This window comes from Microbacterium sp. B35-30, from assembly GCF_010634855.1.
Classification (GTDB): Bacteria; Actinomycetota; Actinomycetes; order Actinomycetales; family Microbacteriaceae; genus Microbacterium.
Window position 1 is genome coordinate 487,194 of sequence record NZ_MWLQ01000011.1, and the last position, 21,604, is coordinate 508,797.

Genomic DNA, 21,604 nt, shown 5'->3' on the forward strand with positions numbered 1-21,604 from the left:
GGTGAGGGGCATGCGAGTCACCGCCTACGACGAAACCCCCGGCCGCACTTGCCAGCGCTGACCGGGGGTTTCTCATCGGTGCACCCCCTGGGACTTGAACCCAGAACCCACTGATTAAGAGTCAGTTGCTCTGCCGATTGAGCTAGAGGTGCGCAGTTCACAACGAGGCGAACCGAGGACCAACATTAGCATCACGATCGCGTCTCGTGAAATCGAGACGGGAGCGCCGCCGCTATCCTGGATCGTGTGACCACCCCTCTCCCCGCAGCGACGTTCGACACGCCGTTCGAGGGAGACCTTCACGGCGATCTCGAACTCGCTCTGCGCCTCGCCGACGCGGCGGATGCGGCATCCATGTCCCGCTTCGATGCGGCGGATCTCGACATCCAGGTGAAGGCCGACAGCACTCACGTGACCGAGGCCGATCTTGCCACGGAGCGCGCTCTGCGCGCGGTGCTCGAGACCGAGCGTCCCGCCGACGGCATCTTCGGCGAGGAGTACGGCGTCACGGGCGATTCGAACCGGCAGTGGATCATCGACCCGATCGACGGTACGGCGAACTACCTCAAGGGCATCCCGATGTGGACGACCCTCATCGCCCTCGCGATCGATGGCGTGCCCCGCGTCGGCGTGGCCAGCCAGCCTGCGATCGGCCGGCGCTGGTGGGCCGCCACGGGCCTCGGCGCCTGGACCAACACACCCTCGGGTGAGACGCGACGCCTCCGCGTGTCGACCGTGGACGCGATCGCCGACTCCAGCGTGAGCTTCCAGAGCATCGGGCAGTGGCGGGATGCCGGCAAGCTCGACGCCCTCGAGCGCCTGACGTCGTCGGTGTGGCGCGACCGCGGCTACGGCGACGCCTGGCCGTACATGCTGCTGGCCGAGGGGCGCCTCGAATTCGTCGCCGAGTTCGGCGTCAAGGAGTACGACATCGCCGCGCTCGCGCCCATCGTGACCGAGGCGGGCGGCAGGTTCACGTCGTTCGACGGCCGCGACTCGCTGTCGGAGGGCTCCTCACTGGCGACGAACCGCGTGCTCCACGACGCGTATCTCGACCTGCTCCACTCCTCCTGACCTTCGCTCCGCTCCACCCACCTCCCCCCGACCGCCTCCCATCCCCCACGGAGACTCCCGATGCCCGCCCCTCGCATCCTCGGCGCCGCTGCCGCCCTCGTCCTGTTCACGGTTCTCCTGTCGGCGTGCGCCGGCACCCCTGAGGCCGCCCCAGAAGAGACGGGCAACGCGGCGACGCCGACGACGGCCGCCCCCGAGCCCTCGGCGACCCCCGACCCTGAGCCCGCCGCCGCCGAAGACCCGACGTGCGAGACGATCATCGGCGAATCGGTGGTCGCGAACTTCGAGAGCCTCGGCTGGACCTCGCAGGCGTCACCCCTCTACATCGGCAGCACCGAGATCGAGGACGGCCTCCAGTGCATGTGGGCCGACTTCGAGGGTCCTGCCGGTGACCACGGGCAGATGTTCGGCTGGGCGGCGCTCTCGGAAGACGAGGCCACCGACGCCCAGGAGGAACTCATCGCCCAGGGCTGGGTGCCCGAAGAGGCGCCTGAGGGTGTCTACATCACCGAGAGCGCCGACACGGCGATCGCGACGGATGCCGAGGGCTACGGCATGACGTACTTCTTCGCGAACGGGCAGGTGACGGTGGCCGACACGAAGCAGGGCCTGCTGCTGATCGAGTGGCCGAAGAGCTGACACGACCTGCGGGCGCCGGGGCGATCAAGCCGCGCGGCGCTGTCTCGTGGCTCACCGCACGCCCGCGAGCGTGAGCAGGCTCTCGAGGCCCTCAGGTGCGCCAGGCCAATGCCGCTCGATCGCCGGCCGCCCGGCCGTGCGGATCGTGTAGCGCAGCGCGATCGCGACGATGATGGCGTCGTCGGCATAACCGAGCACCGGGATGAAGTCGGGCACGAGGTCGATCGGCAGCAGCAGGTACACGAGCAGGCCACCCAGCCACCATCGCGTGCCCCGTGGAACCTCGGGATCGGCGACCAGTCGGCGCAGCAGCACCACGACATCGGCGACGAGCCACATGATCTGACGCCAGTCGACGTCGCGCCCGGCGCGACGGGCCTGCACCCACAGGATCAGGAGCAGCGCCGACCACAGCACCAGGAGGCCGGCGAGCGCCGACAGTACGGCGATCGCCCAGTCCGGCATCCGCCGACTGTAACACCGGTGGCGTAACGTCCGCCGGTGGTGGGCGACCGAGCAGAGGGCAAGGAACCGCGCGCGGACCGCGTAGGCTCGAACGCTATGGCAATCGGCGTGACGATGTACACCTTCGACATCCAGCTGGCCGACGTCGATCGGGGCGTCTATGAGGATCTGTCGGTGCGCGTGGCGCAGCATCCGTCCGAGACCGACGCCTTCATGCTCACCCGGGTGCTCGCCTACTGCCTCGAGTACGAGGAGGGCATCGCCTTCAGCGAGGGCGTCTCGGCGACCGACGAGCCGGCCGTTCTCGTGCGCGACATGACGGGTGCATTGGTCGCCTGGATCGAGGTGGGGGCTCCGGATGCCGCGCGGCTGCACACCGGAAGCATGCAGGCCGAGCGCACCCGGGTCTACACGCACCGGGATCCGGGAAAGGTCGCGGCGCCATGGGCCGGGAAGCGGATCCACCGCGGCGACGAGATCCTGCTGAACAGCTTCGACCCCGGCTTCGTCGACGCGGCCACGGCCGTACTGGCTCGCCGGAATACCATGACCGTCTCGATCACGGAGCGGCGGATCTACCTCGACCTCAACGCGACGAGCTTCGAGACCGACATCCACACGCAGACCGCCGCCTGACCCGACCGGGCGTAGCGCGGCTCAGCCTGGCAGGAAGTTCTCGCGCGCGAGCGGGGCGACCTCGAGATGCTCGGCGTCCGCCCGCGTGATCCACCGCAGCTCTTCGATCTCTGCCCCGATCACCGGCTCCTGGGAACCGATGTCGGTCGCGAACACGTCGGCGACCACGAGGAACCCGGGCTCGTTCGCGGCAGCGGCGGTGTACGAGCCGAGGGGACGCAGCTCCTCGGCATCGACCGAGAGGCCCAGCTCCTCGAGCAGCTCCCGGCTCAGCGTCTGGCTCGGTGACTCCCCCGGTTCGGGCTTGCCGCCTGGCTGCATGAACGCCGTCGTGCCGGCCTTGCGCACGAGCAGCAGCTGGCCCCGCTCGTTCACGATGACTGCAGCAGAGACATGGATGCTGCGACTGCGGGCCGGGGCGGCGTCCGAGGTGGTCACGATGGCACGCTAACAGGTGCCGCGCATTCCGCCCGGCGTAGAATCACGTGTGCTTCCCGATTCCCCCACCCCCTCCGACCTGCCGCCGAGCGGCATCGACCCGGACGACCTCGCGACCACTCTGCGCGTGCTCGACAACATGGCGGGGCTCGACGAGACGCACCCCGACTTCGTGGCCGTCCGGCGCGCGACCGCTGCCATGTTCAAGGCCGTGAAGAAGGTTCGCCGTCGGGAGATTCGCGAGGCCATCGCCGAGGCGGACCGCGCTGTCGTCGCGGCCACGGCCACCGGAGCGCCTGACCGGATCGACGACGAGACGCGCGGCATCCCGATCTCCACCGCGACGACGGCGCCCACCGCGGGCACCTTGATCAAGGCGCGCGGTTGCTACATCTGCAAGCAGCCGTACACCGTCGTCGATGCCTTCTACCACCAGCTGTGCCCCACCTGCGCGGCGATGAGCCACGCCAAGCGCGAGGCCCGCACCGACCTCACTGGCAAGCGCGCGCTGCTCACCGGCGGTCGCGCCAAGATCGGCATGTACATCGCACTGCGTCTGCTGCGCGACGGGGCCCACACGACGATCACCACCCGGTTCCCACGCGACGCCGTGCGCCGCTTCAGCAGCCTGCCGGACGCTCCGGCGTGGATCGACCGCCTCAAGGTCGTCGGCATAGACCTGCGTGATCCCGCACAGGTGATCGGATTGGCGGAGGATGTCGCGGCCGCCGGCCCGCTCGACATCCTCATCAACAACGCCACCCAGACCGTGCGCCGCTCCCCCGGCGCGTACCAGCCGCTCGTCGACGCCGAGCTGGCGCCGCTGCCCGACGGGCCGCTGCCCGAGCTCGTGACGTTCGGTCACACCAACGACCGCCATCCGCAGGCGCTAGAGCGCTCGGTGACCGCCCACCCGATCCTCGCCGCGGCGGCCGCCCGAGCCGACGAGCTCACCGAGCAAGCCATGACCGCCGGGTCCAGCTCGCTCGAGCGCCTCGCGGCGGGCACGGCGATCGACGCCGGCGGCCTCCTCCCCGACCTCGACCACTCCAATTCGTGGGTGCAGAGCGTCGACGAGGTCGACCCACTGGAGATGCTCGAGGTGCAGCTGGCCAACACGACGGCGCCGTTCTTGCTCGTCTCGAAGCTGCGACCGTCCATGGCCGCGAGCAGCGCCCGTCGCACGTACATCGTGAACGTGAGCGCGATGGAGGGCGTCTTCAATCGCGGGTACAAGGGTCCGGGGCATCCGCACACCAACATGGCCAAGGCCGCCGTGAACATGCTCACGCGCACCAGCGCGCGCGAGCTGTTCGAGACCGATCGCATCCTGATGACGAGCGTCGACACCGGTTGGATCACCGACGAGCGCCCGCACCCGACCAAGGTGCGCCTCGCCGAGGAGGGCTTCCACGCCCCGCTCGACCTCGTCGACGGCGCCGCACGCGTCTACGACCCGATCGTGCGCGGCGAGGCAGGCGAAGACCTGTTCGGCGTGTTCCTCAAGGACTACGCCCCCGGCGCATGGTGAACCTGCCCGAACCGGGTCACCGGGTGGTCGTGCGGTACCTGCTGCCGACCGGACAGGCGACGGATGCGCTCGGGGAGCTGCTGAGTACGGATGCCGAGACCGTCGTCGTCGACGGCAAGCGCGGCGTCGAGCGCATCCCGCGCGGCGCGATCATCGCGGCGAAGGAAGTGCCCCCGCCGCCCGCGCCTCGCCGGGCTGCTTCGACGTAGACCCCGGGTCGTCCCACGGCGAACTCACTGGAATGCGAACGTCGGGGACGCCGTCTGCCACCACGCGTACATCTCGTCCAGCAGCATCTCGGCATCCGCGGCGAGCACCATGACCCCATCGGCGTCATACGTCCACACGGCGACGACCTCTTCATAGCCATCCGTGTAGTAGCAGGCGAGCACTCCGCGTTCGGCACCGTCGCCATCGAGCCACTCGCTCCGGGCGCCGTCGAGGCAGTCGCCGTACGAAACGAACATCAGGAAGTCGTCGGTCGCGGCCTTCAGGCTCGCCGGCGAGTCGTAGGCGTAGACCTCGACCCAATCCGCCCCACCCACGGCGGTGCTCGAGCACTCCACCGCGGCGACGAGGCCTATGGACAGCTCTACGGTGGGAGTCGAAAGGTCCGCACAGGAATCGCTGAACTCCGCAGGCAGGGCGGCGGTCAGCACCTCCGTCGGAGACGGAGGGACATCGACCGTGTCGACCTCGCTCGTGTCGACGGGGTCTTCGAAGGCACCGGGCGAACCCTGCCACCCGGTGAAGGCGGGCTGCGTCACGGCCAGCAGCAGCGCGAGGCTGAGAACCGGCACTGCAACCGTCACGGTGACCACGCTCGCGGTCCGGCGCGCGCCACGCGCGGTCCGCGCGAGTGCGCGATCGAGCACCTGAGCGACGTCATCCGGAAGCTCGGCTCGGAAGGCGCGTGCTGCCTCAGGATCGACCTCGTCCGCGAAGCGCAACAGGTTGAGGAAGCGATTGGTGGTGTGGGGCACCGGGCGGAACATCTCCGCCATCCTCATATAACGCGATCTCGCCACCCTTTCGGACTGCAAGACGAGGCCGGGGGCTGCGAGCTGGTCGCTGAGCTCACGGCCGATCAGCACGCGGTAGACCGCAGCGAGGCTCAGACGGAAGTCACGGGTGCAGGCATAGGCGATCTGATCACCGGTGTAGACCGTGGTCCGGAGCCACGGCGCGACGAACGGCGCAAGGAGCGTGCGGACGCCGGTGTTGTCGAGCACGAGCTCCGCGAGCGCCCAGCGATCGTGCTTCGCCTTGAACGCACCGAGGTAGGTGCCCAGCAGGAAGAGCAGCTGCCCCTGAGCCGCCGGGGCGGTGATGTCTGCGACCGCGCCGCCCTCGATCAGCAGGGCACGAACGCCGAAGTAGCTCGTGAGCTGGATGCGCGGCGACAGGTTCGGAACCACGAAGATGTCGACCCGACGCTGGTAGCCGAGCGTCGCCCTGACGCGATCGACGGCGCTCTGCAACCCGGGCAGCGACTGAGAGGTCACGAGGACGGCATCCCCCAGGAGCCGCAGTCGCCAGAACTGAATCGCCACCCAGAGCGCGAGAAGCGCCCCCACGAGGACGAGCACCGCGTAGACGAGCAGCGACACATCCACGACGATCAGCCACACGACCAGTGCGATGAGCACCGCGATGACGCAGGTCACTGCGAGCGCGAAGCGGGATGGCTCCGCCGGGTGCCGCACCGCGTCGATGTCGAGCGGCCGGGGCGGTGTCGTGGTGTCGGACGTCGGATCCACCTGAGTCATGGCAGCCCCCTGAAGGTCACTCGACCGTCGTGCGCCTTCGCATGGCGATATCCGGAAGAGGCACGCGACGACGACGGTGATACTGCGGACCCAGCGCCCGTGACGTCAGAAGCGGAGCAGCACCTTGCCGGCTCGTCCGGGGACTGCGCTCGCTGCGGCGGCGGCCCTGGCCTCCTCGAAGGGATAGACCGCGTCCACGGGGAGCTTGACTTCGCCCGAACCGATGCGCTGTACCAGCTCGGCGAACAGCGCACCGCGGGCGGCGGCATCCATCGTCCGGCTCACTGTACTGCCCCAGAAGCCCTTCACCGTCGCCTGTTTGAAGATCAGGTCGCCCGCCGACAGCATGAGGGTGCTCGACGCCATGGAGCCGAACGACACGAGAGTTCCGCCCTCTCCGAGGAGCGACAGCAGGTCGCCGGCCGCCGTGCCGCCGACCGAGTCCACGGCTGCGCGCGGCGCGTTCTCTCCCAGGATGTCCGCGACGCGCTCGCGCCAGCCGTCGGATTCGGTCGAGACGACATCATGGATGCCGAGCCCGGCCAGTTCCGCGACACCGGCGTCACGCCGCACGAGGCCCAGCACGTGCACGCCGCGGGCGGTGGCGAACTGCGCCACGAGCTTGCCGACGGCACCGTTGGCGGTGTTCTGCACGATCCAGTCGCCCGACTGCACATCGAGGAAGTCGAGCAGGCTCAACGCGCTGAAGGGCATGGAGATGAGCTGTGCGGCCGTCTCGTCGTCGATGCTGTCCGGAACCGGGACGAGCCCTGCCGCCTTGGTGACGAAGTACTCGCTCCACACGCCGAACGTGCCGCCCGTGGCGACACGCTGCCCGACGTGCAGCGTGTCGACGCCCTCGCCGAGAGCGTCGACGACGCCGTACGCCTCGGTCCCGGATCCGGCCGGCAGCTCGGGCTTGAAGCCGTACGTGCCGCGGATCGTCCAGAGGTCGTGGTTGTGGATGGGCGAGAGCACCGTGCGCACCCGCACCTTACCGGCAGCCGGCGCGGGGAGCGGTCGCTCCGCGACCTCGAGGACGTCGGTCGCGTCGCCGAAGGTGGAGTGGATGAGTGCGCGCACAGTGGTGTTCCTCACAAGATTCATGGGCCGCCGGGAGAGCCGCCACTCGGTGTTACAGCCCAGCATCCCCCGAACGCATTCCCCTCGCACATCGGGCGTCGGTGCGGTGCCCCGCGGTCTGCGGTCGGCCCACCGGCGGTTAGCCTGGGAGCGGACCACGAGAGGCAACCCGGGATGCGCACGTACGACAGCCAGGACAGCACGCACGCCGGCGCGTTCGCGACGGGATCCGCATGAGCACCACCGGCACCGCCACGCGCCGCATCGAGCTGACGCTGCACAAGCCCTGGTTCGCGCTCTACGCCCGCATCAGGCCGACGCTCGTGATCGCGGGTCGTGGCCAGCCCGCGCAGTGGGGTCTCGGCACCTGGCAGGTTCCGGCCGACCAGACGGTCGTGATCGGGGTGTTCCTCTTCAATCGCGTGTGGCGGTTCGGTCAAGCCGAGTTCGCCCTCGAGCCGGGGCATCCGCCCGCACTCCTGTACAAGGCGCCGGCACTGCCGTTCCTGCGCGGTCGCATCGCCGTCACCGACCACACCCGCGCCGCCGCTTAGCGAAACGCCGGGCCCACCGCGAACCGCTTCGGGTGGCCTGCGGCCGCACGCATGAGCCGCCGCGCGCGGCGCTTTCCCCCCGCCCACAGGTCAACCGGCCTTCCACAGGAGATCGAATCGTTTCATCGTCCTGGGGAACCGCGGTTGACCTGTTGAACGCCGGGGTGAATCGGACGGCGCGGAGGAGGATGCCACGCAGCCCCGACATCCAGGGATCCGCGGTCCCCGGATGAGCGCGCCCTGAATACCCCGCCGCGCTCCCCCGAGGATGGAGGCATCCCCTCGAACAAGGAGCCGCCCTCATGCCGAAGATCCTCGACATCCCCGTTCCCGACCTCACCGGACAGCGCGCCCTCGTCACCGGCGCAAGCGACGGCGTGGGAATCGAGATCGCCGCACGTCTGGCGCGCGCCGGCGCCGACATCCTCATGCCGGTGCGCAATGCGCAGAAGGGCGAGACCGCTGCTGCGATGATCCGTGAGCGGACTCCGGATGCCGCCATCCGTGTCCTTCCGCTGGATCTGTCGTCGCTCGATTCGGTGTCGAACCTCGCCGAGCAGCTCTTGGGCGAAGGCCGGCCGATCGACATCCTCATCGCGAATGCCGGAGTGATGAACCCGCCGACGCGCCGGCTCTCCGCCGACGGATTCGAGCTGCAGCTCGCGACCAACCACCTGGGGCATTTCGCGCTCGTGGCTCGGCTGCTGCCGCTCCTGCGTGAAGGACGCGCGCACGTGACCAGCCAGGTCAGCATCGCGGCCGATCAGGGCGCGGTGAACTGGGATGACCTCGACTGGGCCCAGGGGTACGACCCGATGAAGGCGTACAGCTCGTCGAAGATCGCCTTCGGCCTCTTCGCGATGGAGCTGCAACGGCGATCGGATGCCGCAGGCTGGGGCATGCGCAGCAACCTCTCCCACCCCGGGATCACTCCCACCAACCTGCTGTCGGCACAGCCGGGGATGGGCCGCCCCGACGACACCACCGCGGTCAAGCTGATTCGAACGATGTCGCGGCTCGGCATCCTGGTCGGCACTCCGTCGTCGGCGGCCCTGTCGGCGGTGTACGCGGCGACGAGCCGCGACGCGCAGGGCGGTCACCTCTATGGACCGAAGGGCCTTCGTCATCTCGGCGGGCTGCCGGCCGAGCAGCCGGTGTACTCCCGCCTGCAGAGTGAGGCCGATGCCCGGCGGATCTGGGAACTCTCGGAGCAGTTGACCGGCGTACGCGTGCCGGCGTGAGCGGGTGCGTCGAGGGAGGGATCTCGGATCCCTGGCTGAGGAATGACGGATGCCGCAGACTCGGGTGATGGACAGAGCTCAGCTGGCCGACTTCCTGCGCCGCCGCCGAGCCGCGCTGCAGCCGGAGGATGTGGGGCTGCGGCGTGGCTCTCGGCGCCGCACCTCGGGTCTGCGCCGGGAGGAGGTGGCCGCCCTCTGCGACATGTCGGTCGACTACTACAGCCGGCTAGAGCAGTCCCGCGGTCCGCAGCCGTCGGAGCAGATGCTCGCCGCGATCGCCCGCGGCCTGCGGCTCACGCTCGATGAGCGCGACCACCTGTTCCGGCTCGCCGGACACACGGCGCCGACGCGCGCGCTGCGCAGCGAGCACGTCTCGCCGGGTCTCATGCGGGTGCTCGACCGGCTCGCCGACACCCCCGCGCAGGTCATGACCGAGCTCGGTGAGACGCTCGCACAGACGCCCGCTGCGCGGGCCCTGTTCGGCGACGAGACCCGCTTCGACGGATTCATGCGCAGCGTCGGCTACCGGTGGTTCATGGATCTCCGGGCGCGCGATGTCTACCCCTCCGAAGACCACCCGCTGCACTCGCGGGCGTTCACCGCAGACATCCGCACGGCGTACGCCAAGTTCGGCGCACGTTCGCGCGCCGGCGCCATGGTCGACGCGCTGCTGGCCGAGAGCCCGGAGTTCGCCGAGTTGTGGGAGGAGCACGAGGTGCGCGGAACCCACTCGCGCGAGAAGCGGCTGCAGCACCCCGAGGTCGGTGTGATGCAGATGCAGTGCCAGTTCCTGATCGATCCCGAGCAGGGCCAGACTCTCCTCGTGCTCACCGCGACGCCGGGCACCGAGAGCTACGAGCGACTGCAGCTCCTGTCGGTGATCGGAACGCAGGAGATCTCGGCGGGGCGGTGACCGGCGGCGGTGTATCCGCTCAGCGGTGCTGCTCGCCGTTCGCGTGTCGGGCGAAGATCCGCCGGGTCGTGAGGTCTGCTCCGGTGAGGATGCCCGCGCGGCCGAGGAGACGCCCGTTCTGCCAGTTCGACAGGCCCAGCTCCGGCTGGCGCAGCGCGTATTGACCGTCAGCCCAGCGCGTGAAGCCGTCGCCGGCGAACGGCGCGTTCACGGTCTCGCGGAAGCGCGCCTGGGCAGCCGGGTCCCCCGAGATCAGCGCCGCGACGAACTGCGGGCTGTAGGCGTTGAAGAGGCGCACGGCCTCGTCGGCGTCCTCGACCACGACGATGCTCAGCTCGGGGGTGTCCTCCCATTCCCACTCTGTGCCGAGCTGGTCGGCGTCGAGCAGCGTCGCCCGTGGCTCGAGGACCACTCCCTCCGCGCGCCGCACCTGGATCGAGCGGTCGAAGTCGGTGCCGGGCAACCAGGACTCACTTCCGTTGACGACATGGACGCGGGCGACGCCGCCGCGTGCCGCGGCAGCCTCGTCGGCCGCGGCGAGCACCAGCGGGACGAACTCGTCGGCTCGCTCGCGGACCACGGCGGCGACGTTGAGGGTGTTGCACACCTTGCGATCGAGCGAGTTGCGCACGGCGCCGGCGAGGCGGCGCGGGTCGGCGGTGCGGTCGGCGACCAGCCAGGCGCCACCGGTGCCATGGGAGCTGACGGGGATGCCGCTCTGCCGGGCGACGCTGCTCAACTCGGTCACCGCCGAGCCGGAACCGCGCACGACGGCGAGCGCCAGCCGCGCATCGCTGAAGAGCGCCCATCCGGCCGAGCGTTCGCGGACCGGAACCAGGCAGACGGCGCCCTCAGGCATGCCTGAGCTCTCCAGCGCGGGGCGCAGCGCGTGCTCTTCGATGGCCTGAGCGGTCCCCAGCGCGTCGCCCCCGATGCGCAGGACGGCCGTGTTGCCGGTCGCGAGCACGCCGGCGGCGTCGGCGAAGACGTTGGGGCGGCCCTCGAAGACGAACGCGATCACGCCGAGTGGCGCCGTGACGGTCTCGACGGCCCAGTCGTCGTGCTCGACGCGGGACACGACGTCACTCTCCGGCGCGTTGTGAACGTGCGTCGCCCAGCCGCGCAGTCCGTCGATCATGTCCTGTCGCATGCGGTCGGACACGCGAAGGCGGGTCGTCGACCGGCCCAGCGACTCCGCGCGTGCGACGTCGGCCGCGTTCGCCTCGGCGACGCATGCCCAGACGCCGTCGTCGGCCAGCGCGTCGGCGAACGCGACATAGAAGGCGTGCACCGGCCCGCGCTCGGCCGCGCGGAGCCGTTCAAAGGCCCCGACGGCCGCATCCACCTGCTGTTCGACGGCGTCACGCACCGCCGCCGGGACGTGCAGCAGGGCGCCCGTGGTCTGCACGACGTGGAGGTGATCGCCGGGCTGGAAGGCGGCGGCCAGGTCGGCAGGGACCGTGGTGAAGCGGTCGCCGCCGAAGGGGATGACGGCGCCGGCGTCGAGATGGGTGAGCGTGCCAGCAGTCATCGCGGCCTTCCGGGTGGAGTCTGGGGACGTGGCCCATCATAAAGCGATCCTCCCCGGCCGGATCGTCGAGCGGTGAGCCGCCGGCGACACATGACAAGAGGGCCCGGAGCGCCGAGCAGCGCCGCCGGGCCCTCATCGCTCGTCAGCCCCGCGGCGGGTTCGCCGGAAGCCACTTCTCCAGCGTCGTCGCGAAGTGCTGCGCGCCGCCCACCGGCATCAGCGTCCGCTCGTCCATCCGCGCGCCGAAGTACGGCGCCTCGGGATCGGTCACGACCTCGCGCTGGTCGCCGCGGAAGGTCAGCCCGCGCCGCACCATCTCGTCGAGCCCCATGACCTCAGGGCCGGCGATCTCGACATCGGCGTTGAGCGGAGCACCGGCCGCGGTGCGCGCGACGGCGGTGGCGACATCCTCCGCCGCGATCGGCTGAACGAGGTTCCCCGGAAGGTGCAGCGCGTCGCCGTTCGTCGAGACCGCCGCGATGCCGGTGATGAACTCGAAGAACTGCGTCGCGTGGACGATCGAGTACGGGATGCCCGACTCGCGGATCAGCTCCTCCTGCGCCGACTTCGCCGCGAAGTACGAGATCGTGTTCGGGCGGTTCGTGCCGACCACGGTGAGGGCGACGTAGTGCCCCACGCCGGCGGCGCGCGAAGCGGCGATGAGGTTCTTCGTCGACGTCGTGAAGAACTCCATCACGTCGTCCGGCGCGAACGACGGCGAGTTCGACACGTCGACGACGACATCCGCTCCCTGCAACGCGTCCGCGAGGCCCTCGCCGGTGATCGTGTCGACGCCGGAGTTCGGCGACGCCGGGACGGCCTCGTGCCCGTGCTCGGTGAGCTTCGCGACGACCTTCGAGCCGATCAGTCCGGAACCGCCGATGACCACGATCTTTGCCATGATGAGCCTTTCGTTCAGGGAGCGCGAGGAGGTGCGCTCACCAGCTACGACAGGACAGCGGCCGGATCTGTGACACCCCGTCCGCGCACGGGTGCCGCTCATCCCCGGTCACTCCACGCTCCATCCCGTGAGCTTCTCGGGGTTCACGACGAGCCACGCCTGCACGATCCGGCGGTGCCGCAGACGAATGCCGAGGACGCCGGTCACCTCGCCGCCACGGCACACCACGATGCCCGGCACCCCGTTCACCGACGCGACCCGCAGCGACGCCGCAGGATCGAGCAGCACGCCGGAGAGGTACCGACCCACCTCCGACGCACCATTCAGCGCAGATCGCGGCGCCGGCACCCTGCCGCCCGCGTCGACGGTGAGCTCCACACCGGGGTGCAGCATCCGCCCCACGGCGCGCGGATCTGCGGATGCCGCAGCCGCGACGAGCGCCTTCGCCACGCGGTCATGCTGCACGGCGCTCGACTGCGAGCCCCGCGGAGAGAAATGCAGCCACGACGCGCGGTGCCGCCGGGTCACGCCCCCACCGGAGCGACATGGCCGAGCTTGTCAGGGCTCATGATCCAGTGAATCTGACGGATGCCGTCGTCCGTCGCCGTGATCATCGCGACGGTCGTGACGACCCCGCCTTCGGAGATCGTCGCGGCGGGCTGTCCGTTGAGCTCGACCCAGTCGATCGTCTTCCCGATCCAGAAGTGACTCGAGAAGGCGGCGATGAACTTGGCGACGCGACTGCGTCCGGCGACCGGGATGCGCGCGGCGAGCTTGACGCCGTTGCCGTCGGTGGTGCTCACGACGTCCTCGGCGAACAGTTGCTCGAGGGCGCTCACGTCGCCCTTCTGCGCGGCGACGAGGAATGCCTCGAGCAGGCGCCGCTGCGCGGCGTCTGCCACTTCGGCCCTGCGCGCCGACTCCAGATGCTTGCGCGCGCGGCTGACGAGCTGGCGCGCGCTCGCCACGGTGGCCCCGATGACGTCGGCGATGCGCTCATACGGGTAGTCGAGCGCCTCGCGGAGGATGTACGCGGCGCGCTCGGTCGGCGTCAGCTTCTCGAGCACGAGCAGGATGGCGAACTGCAGCGCTTCGCCGCGCTCGGCGCCCAGAGCCGGGTCGTCGTCGGTGTTGACCGGCTCCGGCAGCCATGGGCCGATGTAGGTCTCGCGGCGCGCGTGCGCGGACTGCGTCGCGTTGATCGAGAGCCGTGTGGCGACCGTCGCGAGGAATGCGGCGGGTTCGCGGACGTCGGCGCGATCGGCGTTCTGCCAGCGGATCCAGGTCTCCTGCACGATGTCCTCGGCGTCGGCCACCGTGCCGAGCATGCGATACGCGATGCCGAAGATCCGGCGCCGGTGCTCGTCGAAGACGGCGAGTGCCAGCGTGATGTCGTCCTGCTCGTTCCCGAGCCGTGTGGTGTCGCCCATTCCGCCTGCCTCTCCCCTCGCCGCGCTCAGCGTACGCCCGCGGCGGAGGGCATCGGCGCCGCGTCGCGCGGCATCACCTGCCAGTCGTGGAAGCGGGTCGGCGCGATGATGGCGTCGGCCGCGGGCAGCAGTTCCCAGCGGTCGAGCCGCGCCCCGAAGTAGGTGGCGAGCGGATCGGCGACGACCTCGCGCTCGTCGCGACGGAACCGCAGCTCGCGCTGCGCGAGGAAGCCCAGTTCGAACACCTCGGGCCCGCCATGCTCCGTGGTCGCACCGGTGGGGCGCGCAAGAGCGGCGCGCGCGACAGCGGCGGCCACGTCGTCGGCAGCCATCGGCTGGATGAGGGCGTCGGCCACGTGTGCGATGCCGCTGCGGGTGGCGGCATCCGTGATGCTGCGGATGAATTCGAAGAACTGCGTGGCATGAACGATCGAGAAGGGTCGACCGGATGTCGTCAGCAAGCGCTCCTGCTCCGCTTTGGCCTGGAAGTACCCGCCCTCGGAGCGCGCCAGCCGGTCGGTGCCGACGACCGACAGCACGACGTGGTGGCGCACCCCCGCGGCGGCGCCGTACGTGAGCAGGTTGAGCGTCGAGCCGGAGAAGAACTCGCGGGCGCCTGCCTCGTCGGTGTACGACGAGTTCGACACGTCGACGATGGTCTCGACTGCCTCCAGGGCGCGTTCGAGTCCTTCCCCGGTGAACGAGTCGACGCCGACCGCGCGCGCCACGACGACGACCTCATGCCCTGTGGCCGCGAGTGCGGTCACGACCCTCGAGCCGATGAGTCCCGTTCCCCCGATGACCGCGATTCGCATGACGACCCCTTTCCGCTTCGCCGCGCGCGGGAACGCGCGCGTCACCAACTGAGACCGGATGACGAAGCGATCTGTGACACGAATCCCGAAGAGGTGGAGAAAAGACCGGCGGCGGAAGGCCCGGCCGAGGACTCGCCGACATCTGTCACAACACCGCCGCCCGCCCGGTCGTAGTTCACAACACCGCAGGATCCACGGTCCGATCTCCGGGGCGCCGCCCCGTTCCAGGGAGCACTCGATGCCCATTTCCTCCTTTCCCACCCCGCTGCGCACCATCGACGCCGGCGAACTGTCCGTCGCCTACATCGACGCGGGCGATCCCGCCGCCGAGCCGGTCGTGCTCCTCCACGGATTCCCGTACGACGTCCACAGCTACGTCGACGTGCTGCCGCTGCTGACGGATGCCGGCTTCCGCGTTCTCGTCCCCTCCCTCCGCGGGCACGGATCCACGTCGTTCCGCGACGCCCGCAGCATCCGCTCCGGTCAGCAAGCCGCGCTCGGTGCCGACCTGCTCGCGTTCATCGACGCCCTCGCCCTCGAGCAGCCGATCCTCGCCGGCTACGACTGGGGCGCCCGTGCCGCCTGCGTCGTGGCCGCGCTCTGGCCCGAGCGCGTCGGAGGGCTCGTGTCAGTCAACGGCTACCTGATCCAAGACATCGCGGCAGCCGGCATCCCACTCGCTCCGAACCTCGAAGCCGGATTCTGGTACTTCTGGTACTTCGCGACCGAGCGCGGCCGCGCCGGCCTCTCGCGCGACGCGCGCGGCATCGCCGACGTGATCTGGCGCCGCAACTCCCCCGCGTGGGCATACGACGCCGCCACCCTGGACCGTGCCGCCGCCGCCTTCGACAACCCCGACTATGTCGACGTGGTCATCCACTCGTATCGCCATCGTCTCGGTCTCGAGCCCGGGGCACCTGCATACGTCGACCTCGAACGACGCCTCGCCGCGCTGCCGCCGATCACCGTGCCCGCGATCACCCTCGACGGGACCGCCGACGGCAACTTCCCCGCCACGGACGGATCGCAGCATGACCGCTTCTTCGTCGGTCCACGGCAGCATCGACGCGTTCCCGGCGCCGGGCACCATCTCCCCGCCGAGGCCCCGCACGCGTTCGCCGAGGCGATCCTCGACATCGCCGAGCCGCCCGGCGACGGGGCGGGCACTCCCTGAGACGTGCTGATCGCGATCGGCATCTACGCCGTCGAGTCGACACGTCTTCCCTGCACCTGATCCCGTCCGCCGCCGGGTTCTAGGCTCGTGGCATGCGGTGCGTCGCCTTCATGAGGAACGTCAACCAGGGTCAGCGCGGCCATCCTTCGACGAGCGACATCGTGGCGGGGTTCGCCGACGCCGGACGGCCCGAGATCCGAACCTTCCAGAGCAACGGCACCATCCTGTTCGACTCCGACGAGCCCGCATCGGTCGTCGAACAGGCGGCGGACGCCATCGCGGCGCGGTCGGGCCACGAGCGGGAGATCCTCTGGATCCCGCTGTCCGAGCTGGCTGCAGTCGTCGACGCGCACGGCGCCACGCCGGAACCGCGCCGATTCGAACTCACGCTGTACAGCGGCGCGATCATCGACCCGCACGATGCCCGTGTTGTGAGCCGGGCCGCGGAACATCGCTGCTCCATCGTCGACGCCGGAACAGGGTGGGCACTCGTCCGCAACAAGGTCGAGGGCGAAGGCCACGCGACCCCGGCGCTCGAGAGCATCACCGGCAGGCGGGCGACCTCTCGTGGACTGCCGACGGTGATCCGGCTGGTCTCCCGCTTCGGTCGTTGACGCCCACTCCTCAGGCACGGCAGCCCGTCGCGCCGTCGTAGGCGGTCCGTCACGCGTGCACAACCCGGTGTCGGCGTTGCTCGAGCGCACCTAGGCTCGCGTGACATGAGCGAGAACGTCCGCGACCACGACATCGTCCTGCTCGGCGCCACGGGCTTCGTCGGCAGGTTCACCGCGCGGCACCTGGCACGATCGGCGCCCGACGGCGTGCGGATCGCGCTCGCCGGCCGATCGCGCTCCCGCCTGGAAGACGTGCGCCGGCAGCTGGGCGTCGACTGGCCGATCGTCGAAGTGGACACGACGGACGAGACGGCCGTCGCTCGGCTGCCGGCGTCGACATCCGTCGTCGCGACGACGGTCGGACCCTACCTGCGCTACGGCGCGGAGGTCGCCGCCGCGTGCGCACGCCAGGGCACCTCGTACGCAGACTTGTCGGGCGAGAGCATCTTCGTCGCGCGCAGCATCCAGCGCAATCACGACGCCGCGGAGAAGAGCGGCGCCAGAATCGTCCATTCGTGCGGCTTCGACTCGATCCCCTCCGACCTCGGCGTCGGGCTCGCCCATCGGGCAGCCGGCGGTGTGCCGATCGTCGCGGCCACACTGCGGGTGCGGTCGCTGCGCGGCGGCATCAGCGGTGGGACGATCGACTCGCTTCGTCAGCAGATGACAGAGGCGAAGAGGGATGCCTCCGTCCGGCGCCTCATCGCGAACCCCTTTGCCCTCACGCCCGGGCCGTCCGTCCGCCTGCCGAGTCACGCCGGCAGCGGATGGGGCAAGGAACGAGGCATCTGGCAGGTGCCGTTCATCATGGGGGCCTACAACCAGCAGATCGTCCAGCGAAGCAGCTACCTGACGGGGTGGAGCTATGGCCAGCTCATGCGATATCGCGAGGTCGTGACGACGGGACGCGGCGTCGCCGGCTTCGTTTCGGCGGGGGCGATCGGTCTCGGCACGGCGGCCTTCGTCGGCGGCATGTCGTTCGCGCCGACCCGGACGATCCTCGATCGTGTGCTCCCCGCACCGGGCGCCGGCCCCGGTGCGGATGCCGTCGACCACGGGCGCTTCGTACTCGATGTCGACGTCTACCCCGTCCAAGGCGAGCCGGTGCGGGCTCGCGTCGCGGCCCCGTTCGATCCCGGCTACGGCGGAACCGGCATCATGCTGGCGGAGTCGGCGCTGAGCCTCGCGCTCGACGAACTGCCCGATCGCGCGGGCGTGCTGACGCCGATGGTCGCCTTGGGCGAGAAGCTGGCGGAGCGGTTACGGGCTCACCGATTCACGCTGGACGTCGCCCTGCTGAGCTGATCTCGGCGAGGGACAGCGGCCGCCGCGCGCTCCTCCGCCTCGAGCACACGACCCAGTCCGCGGAAGTCTCGAAGCAGGATTCGCCGGAGGACGAAGGTGGGCAGCAGAGCCACCAGCCGGAGCCATCCCGCGACATCGCCCTCGTAGTCGGCCAGAACGCGCGTGCCTTCGTCTTCCGCCACGCACACGTACTCGACTCGCGAGTTCCACGGCGACGTGGAGTGCCAGACGACGCGGCGTTCGGGCTCGATGACCTCGAGCACGTCGGCGAAACGCACTTTGAAGGGACCGAAGATGCGGTCGACCGCCCACCAGCGGCTCCCGATCCCGGGCAGCCCTTCGCCGATCCGCTGGCGGAACTCGACAGCCGGTGCGAACTCCGGCCAGCGTGCCGGGTCGGCGAGATACGGAAACACCCGCACCGGAGGATGAGAGAGCCGTGCGTCCAGGCTCACGCGCCGCCACATCTTCGTCACACCATCTGGGGTACGGGGCGGTCGGGGTAGAGCTCCCGCATCGCCTGGTCGTACTTGCGCTTCATCAGCAGGAGATACAGAAGCCGGATCGGCGCGGGGATGTTCTCGCGCATCCACTCCTCCCGCTCGTCCTCCGGCACACTCGCGATCAGCAGGCCGACCTGCAGCGCCATGACGTCCTTGCCGAGTTCCTTGCGATGGGCGGCCAGAGTCTCGCGGGTGTGCTTCTCCATCCAGTCCCACTCCTGCTGCGACATCACGACACCGGCGACCGGCATGATGTCGTCCTCCTCCTGCCGCAGATGCGCCGCCAAGGTGTCGCGCAGCGTCTCGATGTCACCCGCGAGCGCATCTCGCAGTCCTGGATCGGCGGTGGCGACCCAAGGCGCCAGCTGCGGCTCGATGCGGGTGAGCTGTGCCGCGACCTCGGCATGCTGGGCGCGCATCTGGTCGACGTGAAGCGCGCACCCCGGGTCGCGCGAGGTGAGCCGGTCCCACAGCGCGATGTCCTCGGTCTCGTGATGCATGTGCAGCGCGTAGAAGTCGAGATGCGCATACCGGCCTACGATCGCCGCACGCTCGACATCTCCGGCATCCACCTCGCGGATCAGCAGCGGCAGCTCTCGATAGAGCCAGCGCAGGATGCGGTGCACGAGAATCAACCCCGACGTGTCGCAGCCCGCGTGCTGGCCTTCGGGCAGCGCTCCCGACGACGGCAATTTCGCAGCCATGTCGTACCCCCCCAGTTCCCCGCCGACGCCGGGTCGTCAGCAACGAGGGGCGCAGACAGCCGCACGATACACCCGGGGGCGGTGGAATACACCCCCTCGCCTGTCGGCGCGCGTCCCGGCTGGTGGCAAAGGTCCGGTCAGTGAACCTCGGTGACGCGCCCGGCGTCGACACGCCAGTGCCGGTCGAGCAGCACGGTGTCGAGCATGCGCCGATCATGGGTCACCAGCAGCAGCGTGCCCCGATAGGACTCGAGCGCCTGCTCGAGCTGTTCGATCGCCGCAAGATCGAGGTGGTTGGTGGGCTCATCGAGAACCAGCACGTTCACGCCGCGCGCCTGGAGCAGTGCCAGGGCAGCGCGCGTGCGCTCGCCCGGCGAGAGCTCGTCCACCGGTCGACTCACATGATCGGCCTTCAGACCGAACTTGGCGAGCAGAGTGCGCACCTCGCCGGACTCCATCGCCGGCACGAGTTCCTCGAAGGCTGCGGCGAGGGGCCGTGATCCCACCAGCAGCGAGCGAGCCTGGTCGATCTCGCCGATCTCCACATTCGCGCCGACACTGGCGGTGCCCTCGTTCGGCGCCTGCCTGCCCAGCAGCGCGCGGAGCAGCGTCGACTTGCCGGCGCCGTTGTGACCCGTGATGCCGATCCGCTCACCCGCGTTCACCTGCACAGACACCGGCCCGAGCGTGAAGGACCCCTGCTCGAAGACCGCAGAGCTCAGCGTCGAGACCACCGTGCTCGAGCGCGGTGCTGCGCCGATGGTGAATTCGAGCTGCCACTCCTTTCGCGGCTCCTCCACCTCGTCGAGGCGCGCGATCCGGCTCTCCATCTGGCGCACCTTCTGCGCCTGCTTCTCGCTGGACTCGGTGGCGGCCTTGCGCCGGATCTTGTCGTTGTCGGGCGCCTTCTTCATGGCATTGCGCACACCCTGGCTCGACCACTCCCGCTGCCTGCGTGCCCGGGCGACCAGATCGGCCTTCTTCTCGGCGAACTCGTCGTACTTCTCCCGTGCATGGCGGCGGACGGTCGCCCGCTCCTCGAGGTACGCGTCGTAGCCGCCGCCGTACACACGGTGGGAGTGCTGTGCCAGATCGAGCTCCAGGACGCGCGTCACGCTGCGCGCGAGGAACTCGCGGTCGTGGCTGACCAGCACGACGCCGCCGCGCAGGCCCCGCACGAAAGCCTCGAGCCGCTCGAGGCCATCGAGATCGAGATCGTTCGTGGGTTCGTCCAGCAGTGCGATGTCGAACCGTGACAGCAGCAGCGCGGCGAGCCCGACCCGGGCTGCCTGGCCGCCCGACAGCGAGGTCATGGTCGCCTGTTCGGCGGGTGCCCCGCCGAGGTCGAGTCCCAGGTCGGCAAGTACGACCGGAATGCGTTCCTCGAGGTCGGCGGCGCCGCTCGCCAGCCAGCGATCCAGTGCCGTCGAGTAGGTGTCGGCGGGATCCGCGCCTGACTCGGACGACGACGTGTCGCCCAGCGCGGCGGCCGCGGCATCCATGTCCCTCGTCGCCTGTGCACAGCCGGTGCGACGGGCGATGTAGGCGGCGACGGTCTCACCGTCGACGCGTTCGTGCTCCTGCGGCAGCCAGCCGACGAAAGCGTCGGAAGGTGAGAGCGCGATGGTGCCGGCCTGCGGTTCGTCGATGCCGGCGAGCAGTCGCAACAGTGTGGACTTCCCCGCTCCGTTGGCACCGACCACCCCGACGACATCGCCCGGCGCCACGGTCAGATCGAGCGAGTCGAAAAGCGTGCGATGGCCGTGACCGCCGGCGAGGCCTCGTGCCACGAGTGTTGCCGTCATTCCCCTATCCTCTCAGCGCGCGGGCCCGAGCTCGCGCGGGCGCCCTCGAGGCGATTCGCCGCGAGCAACGCACGACATCGGCGGTCACGTCAAGGGGGTGCGCGCGACATCGTCGCCGCACCAAGGTGAGCGCATGGCCATCCACAACGAGAACCTCCACGTCGCGCTCGACGACGATCGCGTCGAGACCATCGAGCACGTCGTCGCCGATGTGGAGGACGACATCCATCACGGCAGGGTGTCGGACGACGTGAGCCACGTGCTCGGCCAGCGGCTCGAAGCAGCGGGCGTATCGCTGGCACCCGAAGCGGTCGACGACCTGGCCGAGGCAATCGAGAACGACGTCTCGCTCTGACTCCGGGGCTGGTCACGGCTCGAAGCCAGGTCCTCGGCGCGTGCCGCTGTGATCGCGCCGCCGCGCGTGCGCCCGAGCGATGGAGGCGAGGCGTCGCCGCCAATTGAAGGTCCCCGACTCTCAG

General features: G+C 69.9%; 24 protein-coding genes and 1 tRNA gene. 12 read left to right on the forward strand and 13 right to left on the reverse strand.

All coding sequences use genetic code 11. The annotated features are described in order from the left end of the window. Positions 1 to 79: 79 nt before the first annotated feature. Positions 80 to 152, reverse strand: a tRNA-Lys gene (locus B2K11_RS06620). Positions 153 to 246: 94 nt separating this feature from the next. Here B2K11_RS06620 and B2K11_RS06625 point away from each other — a divergent pair. Further along, entirely contained in the window at positions 247 to 1,074 is an 828-nt protein-coding gene (locus B2K11_RS06625) for an inositol monophosphatase family protein (RefSeq protein WP_163617429.1), read from the forward strand. A 60-nt stretch (positions 1,075 to 1,134) separates the two neighbouring features. Further along, a complete protein-coding gene (locus B2K11_RS06630; protein WP_163617430.1) occupies positions 1,135 to 1,713 on the forward strand; it encodes a hypothetical protein in 579 nt (192 codons plus the stop codon). A 51-nt stretch (positions 1,714 to 1,764) separates the two neighbouring features. Here B2K11_RS06630 and B2K11_RS06635 read toward each other — a convergent pair whose 3' ends face one another. Then, positions 1,765 to 2,178, reverse strand: coding sequence for a DUF1232 domain-containing protein (locus B2K11_RS06635; RefSeq protein ID WP_163617431.1), 414 nt, complete (start codon positions 2,176 to 2,178; stop codon positions 1,765 to 1,767). 96 nt (positions 2,179 to 2,274) lie between these two features. Between B2K11_RS06635 and B2K11_RS06640 the strand changes: the two genes are divergently transcribed. Then, the gene (locus B2K11_RS06640) at positions 2,275 to 2,814 is read left to right on the forward strand and encodes a YaeQ family protein (protein WP_163617432.1); all 540 of its coding nucleotides are present in this window, start codon (positions 2,275 to 2,277) and stop codon (positions 2,812 to 2,814) included. Positions 2,815 to 2,835: 21 nt separating this feature from the next. On the opposite strand, the gene B2K11_RS06645 is transcribed toward B2K11_RS06640, so the two are convergent. Next, positions 2,836 to 3,252: an NUDIX domain-containing protein gene (locus B2K11_RS06645; RefSeq protein ID WP_163617433.1), complete on the reverse strand. Its 417-nt coding sequence runs from the start codon at positions 3,250 to 3,252 to the stop codon at positions 2,836 to 2,838. Between the two features lie 49 nt (positions 3,253 to 3,301). Here B2K11_RS06645 and B2K11_RS06650 point away from each other — a divergent pair, with 49 nt between their 5' ends. Next, positions 3,302 to 4,783, forward strand: coding sequence for an SDR family oxidoreductase (locus B2K11_RS06650; RefSeq protein WP_163617434.1), 1,482 nt, complete (start codon positions 3,302 to 3,304; stop codon positions 4,781 to 4,783). Further along, positions 4,777 to 4,992, forward strand: coding sequence for a hypothetical protein (locus B2K11_RS06655; RefSeq protein WP_163617435.1), 216 nt, complete (start codon positions 4,777 to 4,779; stop codon positions 4,990 to 4,992). The genes B2K11_RS06650 and B2K11_RS06655 overlap by 7 nt, the downstream gene beginning before the upstream one ends. A gap of 24 nt (positions 4,993 to 5,016) precedes the next feature. Here the strand turns inward: B2K11_RS06655 and B2K11_RS06660 are convergent, their stop codons facing one another. After that, the gene (locus B2K11_RS06660; protein WP_163617436.1) at positions 5,017 to 6,552 is read right to left on the reverse strand and encodes a hypothetical protein; all 1,536 of its coding nucleotides are present in this window, start codon (positions 6,550 to 6,552) and stop codon (positions 5,017 to 5,019) included. A 105-nt stretch (positions 6,553 to 6,657) separates the two neighbouring features. Further along, the gene (locus B2K11_RS06665) at positions 6,658 to 7,635 is read right to left on the reverse strand and encodes a zinc-binding dehydrogenase (RefSeq protein ID WP_163617437.1); all 978 of its coding nucleotides are present in this window, start codon (positions 7,633 to 7,635) and stop codon (positions 6,658 to 6,660) included. Between the two features lie 233 nt (positions 7,636 to 7,868). Here B2K11_RS06665 and B2K11_RS06670 point away from each other — a divergent pair, with 233 nt between their 5' ends. The 3 genes from B2K11_RS06670 (at position 7,869) to B2K11_RS06680 (ending at position 10,343) form a co-directional block, all read left to right on the forward strand. After that, positions 7,869 to 8,189 (forward strand): hypothetical protein, encoded by a 321-nt coding sequence (locus B2K11_RS06670; protein WP_163617438.1) that lies wholly within the window; start codon positions 7,869 to 7,871, stop codon positions 8,187 to 8,189. Positions 8,190 to 8,491: 302 nt separating this feature from the next. Beyond that, a complete protein-coding gene (locus tag B2K11_RS06675) occupies positions 8,492 to 9,430 on the forward strand; it encodes an SDR family oxidoreductase (RefSeq protein WP_163617439.1) in 939 nt (312 codons plus the stop codon). 67 nt (positions 9,431 to 9,497) lie between these two features. Further along, positions 9,498 to 10,343, forward strand: coding sequence for a helix-turn-helix transcriptional regulator (locus B2K11_RS06680; RefSeq protein ID WP_163617440.1), 846 nt, complete (start codon positions 9,498 to 9,500; stop codon positions 10,341 to 10,343). A gap of 19 nt (positions 10,344 to 10,362) precedes the next feature. On the opposite strand, the gene B2K11_RS06685 is transcribed toward B2K11_RS06680, so the two are convergent. From B2K11_RS06685 to B2K11_RS06705, 5 genes are all read right to left on the reverse strand, one after another. Next, on the reverse strand, positions 10,363 to 11,874 hold the full coding sequence (locus B2K11_RS06685) for an aldehyde dehydrogenase family protein (protein WP_163617441.1): 1,512 nt from the start codon (positions 11,872 to 11,874) through the stop codon (positions 10,363 to 10,365). A 142-nt stretch (positions 11,875 to 12,016) separates the two neighbouring features. Continuing rightward, complete coding sequence (locus B2K11_RS06690; RefSeq protein ID WP_163617442.1) at positions 12,017 to 12,775, reverse strand: NmrA family NAD(P)-binding protein; 759 nt, start codon at positions 12,773 to 12,775, stop codon at positions 12,017 to 12,019. Positions 12,776 to 12,883: 108 nt separating this feature from the next. Further along, complete coding sequence (locus B2K11_RS06695) at positions 12,884 to 13,303, reverse strand: hypothetical protein (RefSeq protein ID WP_163617443.1); 420 nt, start codon at positions 13,301 to 13,303, stop codon at positions 12,884 to 12,886. After that, on the reverse strand, positions 13,300 to 14,205 hold the full coding sequence (locus B2K11_RS06700) for an RNA polymerase sigma-70 factor (protein WP_163617444.1): 906 nt from the start codon (positions 14,203 to 14,205) through the stop codon (positions 13,300 to 13,302). Before B2K11_RS06700 ends, B2K11_RS06695 begins: the two co-directional genes overlap by 4 nt. A 26-nt stretch (positions 14,206 to 14,231) precedes the next feature. Further along, on the reverse strand, positions 14,232 to 15,020 hold the full coding sequence (locus B2K11_RS06705) for an NmrA family NAD(P)-binding protein (RefSeq protein WP_163617445.1): 789 nt from the start codon (positions 15,018 to 15,020) through the stop codon (positions 14,232 to 14,234). Positions 15,021 to 15,258: 238 nt separating this feature from the next. Between B2K11_RS06705 and B2K11_RS06710 the strand changes: the two genes are divergently transcribed. The 3 genes from B2K11_RS06710 to B2K11_RS06720 all read left to right on the forward strand — a co-directional run bounded on the left by B2K11_RS06710 (position 15,259) and on the right by B2K11_RS06720 (position 18,113). After that, the gene (locus B2K11_RS06710; RefSeq protein WP_163617446.1) at positions 15,259 to 16,194 is read left to right on the forward strand and encodes an alpha/beta hydrolase; all 936 of its coding nucleotides are present in this window, start codon (positions 15,259 to 15,261) and stop codon (positions 16,192 to 16,194) included. Positions 16,195 to 16,286: 92 nt separating this feature from the next. After that, entirely contained in the window at positions 16,287 to 16,808 is a 522-nt protein-coding gene (locus B2K11_RS06715; protein WP_163632537.1) for a DUF1697 domain-containing protein, read from the forward strand. A gap of 105 nt (positions 16,809 to 16,913) precedes the next feature. After that, positions 16,914 to 18,113, forward strand: a complete 1,200-nt coding sequence (locus tag B2K11_RS06720) for a saccharopine dehydrogenase NADP-binding domain-containing protein (RefSeq protein ID WP_163617448.1) — start codon at positions 16,914 to 16,916, stop codon at positions 18,111 to 18,113. Here B2K11_RS06720 and B2K11_RS06725 read toward each other — a convergent pair. From B2K11_RS06725 to B2K11_RS06735, 3 genes are all read right to left on the reverse strand, one after another. Further along, on the reverse strand, positions 18,077 to 18,580 hold the full coding sequence (locus tag B2K11_RS06725) for an SRPBCC family protein (RefSeq protein ID WP_239525805.1): 504 nt from the start codon (positions 18,578 to 18,580) through the stop codon (positions 18,077 to 18,079). The two genes, B2K11_RS06720 and B2K11_RS06725, sit on opposite strands and share 37 nt — an antisense overlap. 5 nt (positions 18,581 to 18,585) lie before the next feature. Next, the gene (locus B2K11_RS06730; RefSeq protein WP_163617450.1) at positions 18,586 to 19,320 is read right to left on the reverse strand and encodes a hemerythrin domain-containing protein; all 735 of its coding nucleotides are present in this window, start codon (positions 19,318 to 19,320) and stop codon (positions 18,586 to 18,588) included. Positions 19,321 to 19,457: 137 nt separating this feature from the next. Beyond that, positions 19,458 to 21,125, reverse strand: a complete 1,668-nt coding sequence (locus B2K11_RS06735) for an ABC-F family ATP-binding cassette domain-containing protein (protein WP_163617451.1) — start codon at positions 21,123 to 21,125, stop codon at positions 19,458 to 19,460. A 133-nt stretch (positions 21,126 to 21,258) separates the two neighbouring features. Here B2K11_RS06735 and B2K11_RS06740 point away from each other — a divergent pair, with 133 nt between their 5' ends. Continuing rightward, positions 21,259 to 21,480 carry a hypothetical protein gene (locus B2K11_RS06740; RefSeq protein ID WP_163617452.1) on the forward strand — a complete coding sequence of 74 codons (222 nt, stop codon included), beginning with the start codon at positions 21,259 to 21,261 and terminating at the stop codon, positions 21,478 to 21,480. The last annotated feature ends 124 nt before the right edge of the window (positions 21,481 to 21,604 follow it).

Bases quoted from the DNA above. Each gene is read 5' to 3' on its own strand.
- B2K11_RS06630 (WP_163617430.1), top strand. From the start codon at position 1,135: ATGCCCGCCCCTCGCATCCTCGGCGCCGCTGCCGCCCTCGTCCTGTTC.
- B2K11_RS06635 (WP_163617431.1), bottom strand. From the start codon at position 2,178: ATGCCGGACTGGGCGATCGCCGTACTGTCGGCGCTCGCCGGCCTCCTG.
- B2K11_RS06640 (WP_163617432.1), top strand. From the start codon at position 2,275: ATGGCAATCGGCGTGACGATGTACACCTTCGACATCCAGCTGGCCGAC.
- B2K11_RS06655 (WP_163617435.1), top strand. From the start codon at position 4,777: ATGGTGAACCTGCCCGAACCGGGTCACCGGGTGGTCGTGCGGTACCTG.
- B2K11_RS06660 (WP_163617436.1), bottom strand. From the start codon at position 6,552: ATGACTCAGGTGGATCCGACGTCCGACACCACGACACCGCCCCGGCCG.
- B2K11_RS06670 (WP_163617438.1), top strand. From the start codon at position 7,869: ATGAGCACCACCGGCACCGCCACGCGCCGCATCGAGCTGACGCTGCAC.
- B2K11_RS06675 (WP_163617439.1), top strand. From the start codon at position 8,492: ATGCCGAAGATCCTCGACATCCCCGTTCCCGACCTCACCGGACAGCGC.
- B2K11_RS06680 (WP_163617440.1), top strand. From the start codon at position 9,498: ATGGACAGAGCTCAGCTGGCCGACTTCCTGCGCCGCCGCCGAGCCGCG.
- B2K11_RS06685 (WP_163617441.1), bottom strand. From the start codon at position 11,874: ATGACTGCTGGCACGCTCACCCATCTCGACGCCGGCGCCGTCATCCCC.
- B2K11_RS06690 (WP_163617442.1), bottom strand. From the start codon at position 12,775: ATGGCAAAGATCGTGGTCATCGGCGGTTCCGGACTGATCGGCTCGAAG.
- B2K11_RS06700 (WP_163617444.1), bottom strand. From the start codon at position 14,205: ATGGGCGACACCACACGGCTCGGGAACGAGCAGGACGACATCACGCTG.
- B2K11_RS06705 (WP_163617445.1), bottom strand. From the start codon at position 15,020: ATGCGAATCGCGGTCATCGGGGGAACGGGACTCATCGGCTCGAGGGTC.
- B2K11_RS06710 (WP_163617446.1), top strand. From the start codon at position 15,259: ATGCCCATTTCCTCCTTTCCCACCCCGCTGCGCACCATCGACGCCGGC.
- B2K11_RS06715 (WP_163632537.1), top strand. From the start codon at position 16,287: ATGCGGTGCGTCGCCTTCATGAGGAACGTCAACCAGGGTCAGCGCGGC.
- B2K11_RS06720 (WP_163617448.1), top strand. From the start codon at position 16,914: ATGAGCGAGAACGTCCGCGACCACGACATCGTCCTGCTCGGCGCCACG.
- B2K11_RS06725 (WP_239525805.1), bottom strand. From the start codon at position 18,580: ATGTGGCGGCGCGTGAGCCTGGACGCACGGCTCTCTCATCCTCCGGTG.
- B2K11_RS06730 (WP_163617450.1), bottom strand. From the start codon at position 19,320: ATGGCTGCGAAATTGCCGTCGTCGGGAGCGCTGCCCGAAGGCCAGCAC.
- B2K11_RS06735 (WP_163617451.1), bottom strand. From the start codon at position 21,125: ATGACGGCAACACTCGTGGCACGAGGCCTCGCCGGCGGTCACGGCCAT.
- B2K11_RS06740 (WP_163617452.1), top strand. From the start codon at position 21,259: ATGGCCATCCACAACGAGAACCTCCACGTCGCGCTCGACGACGATCGC.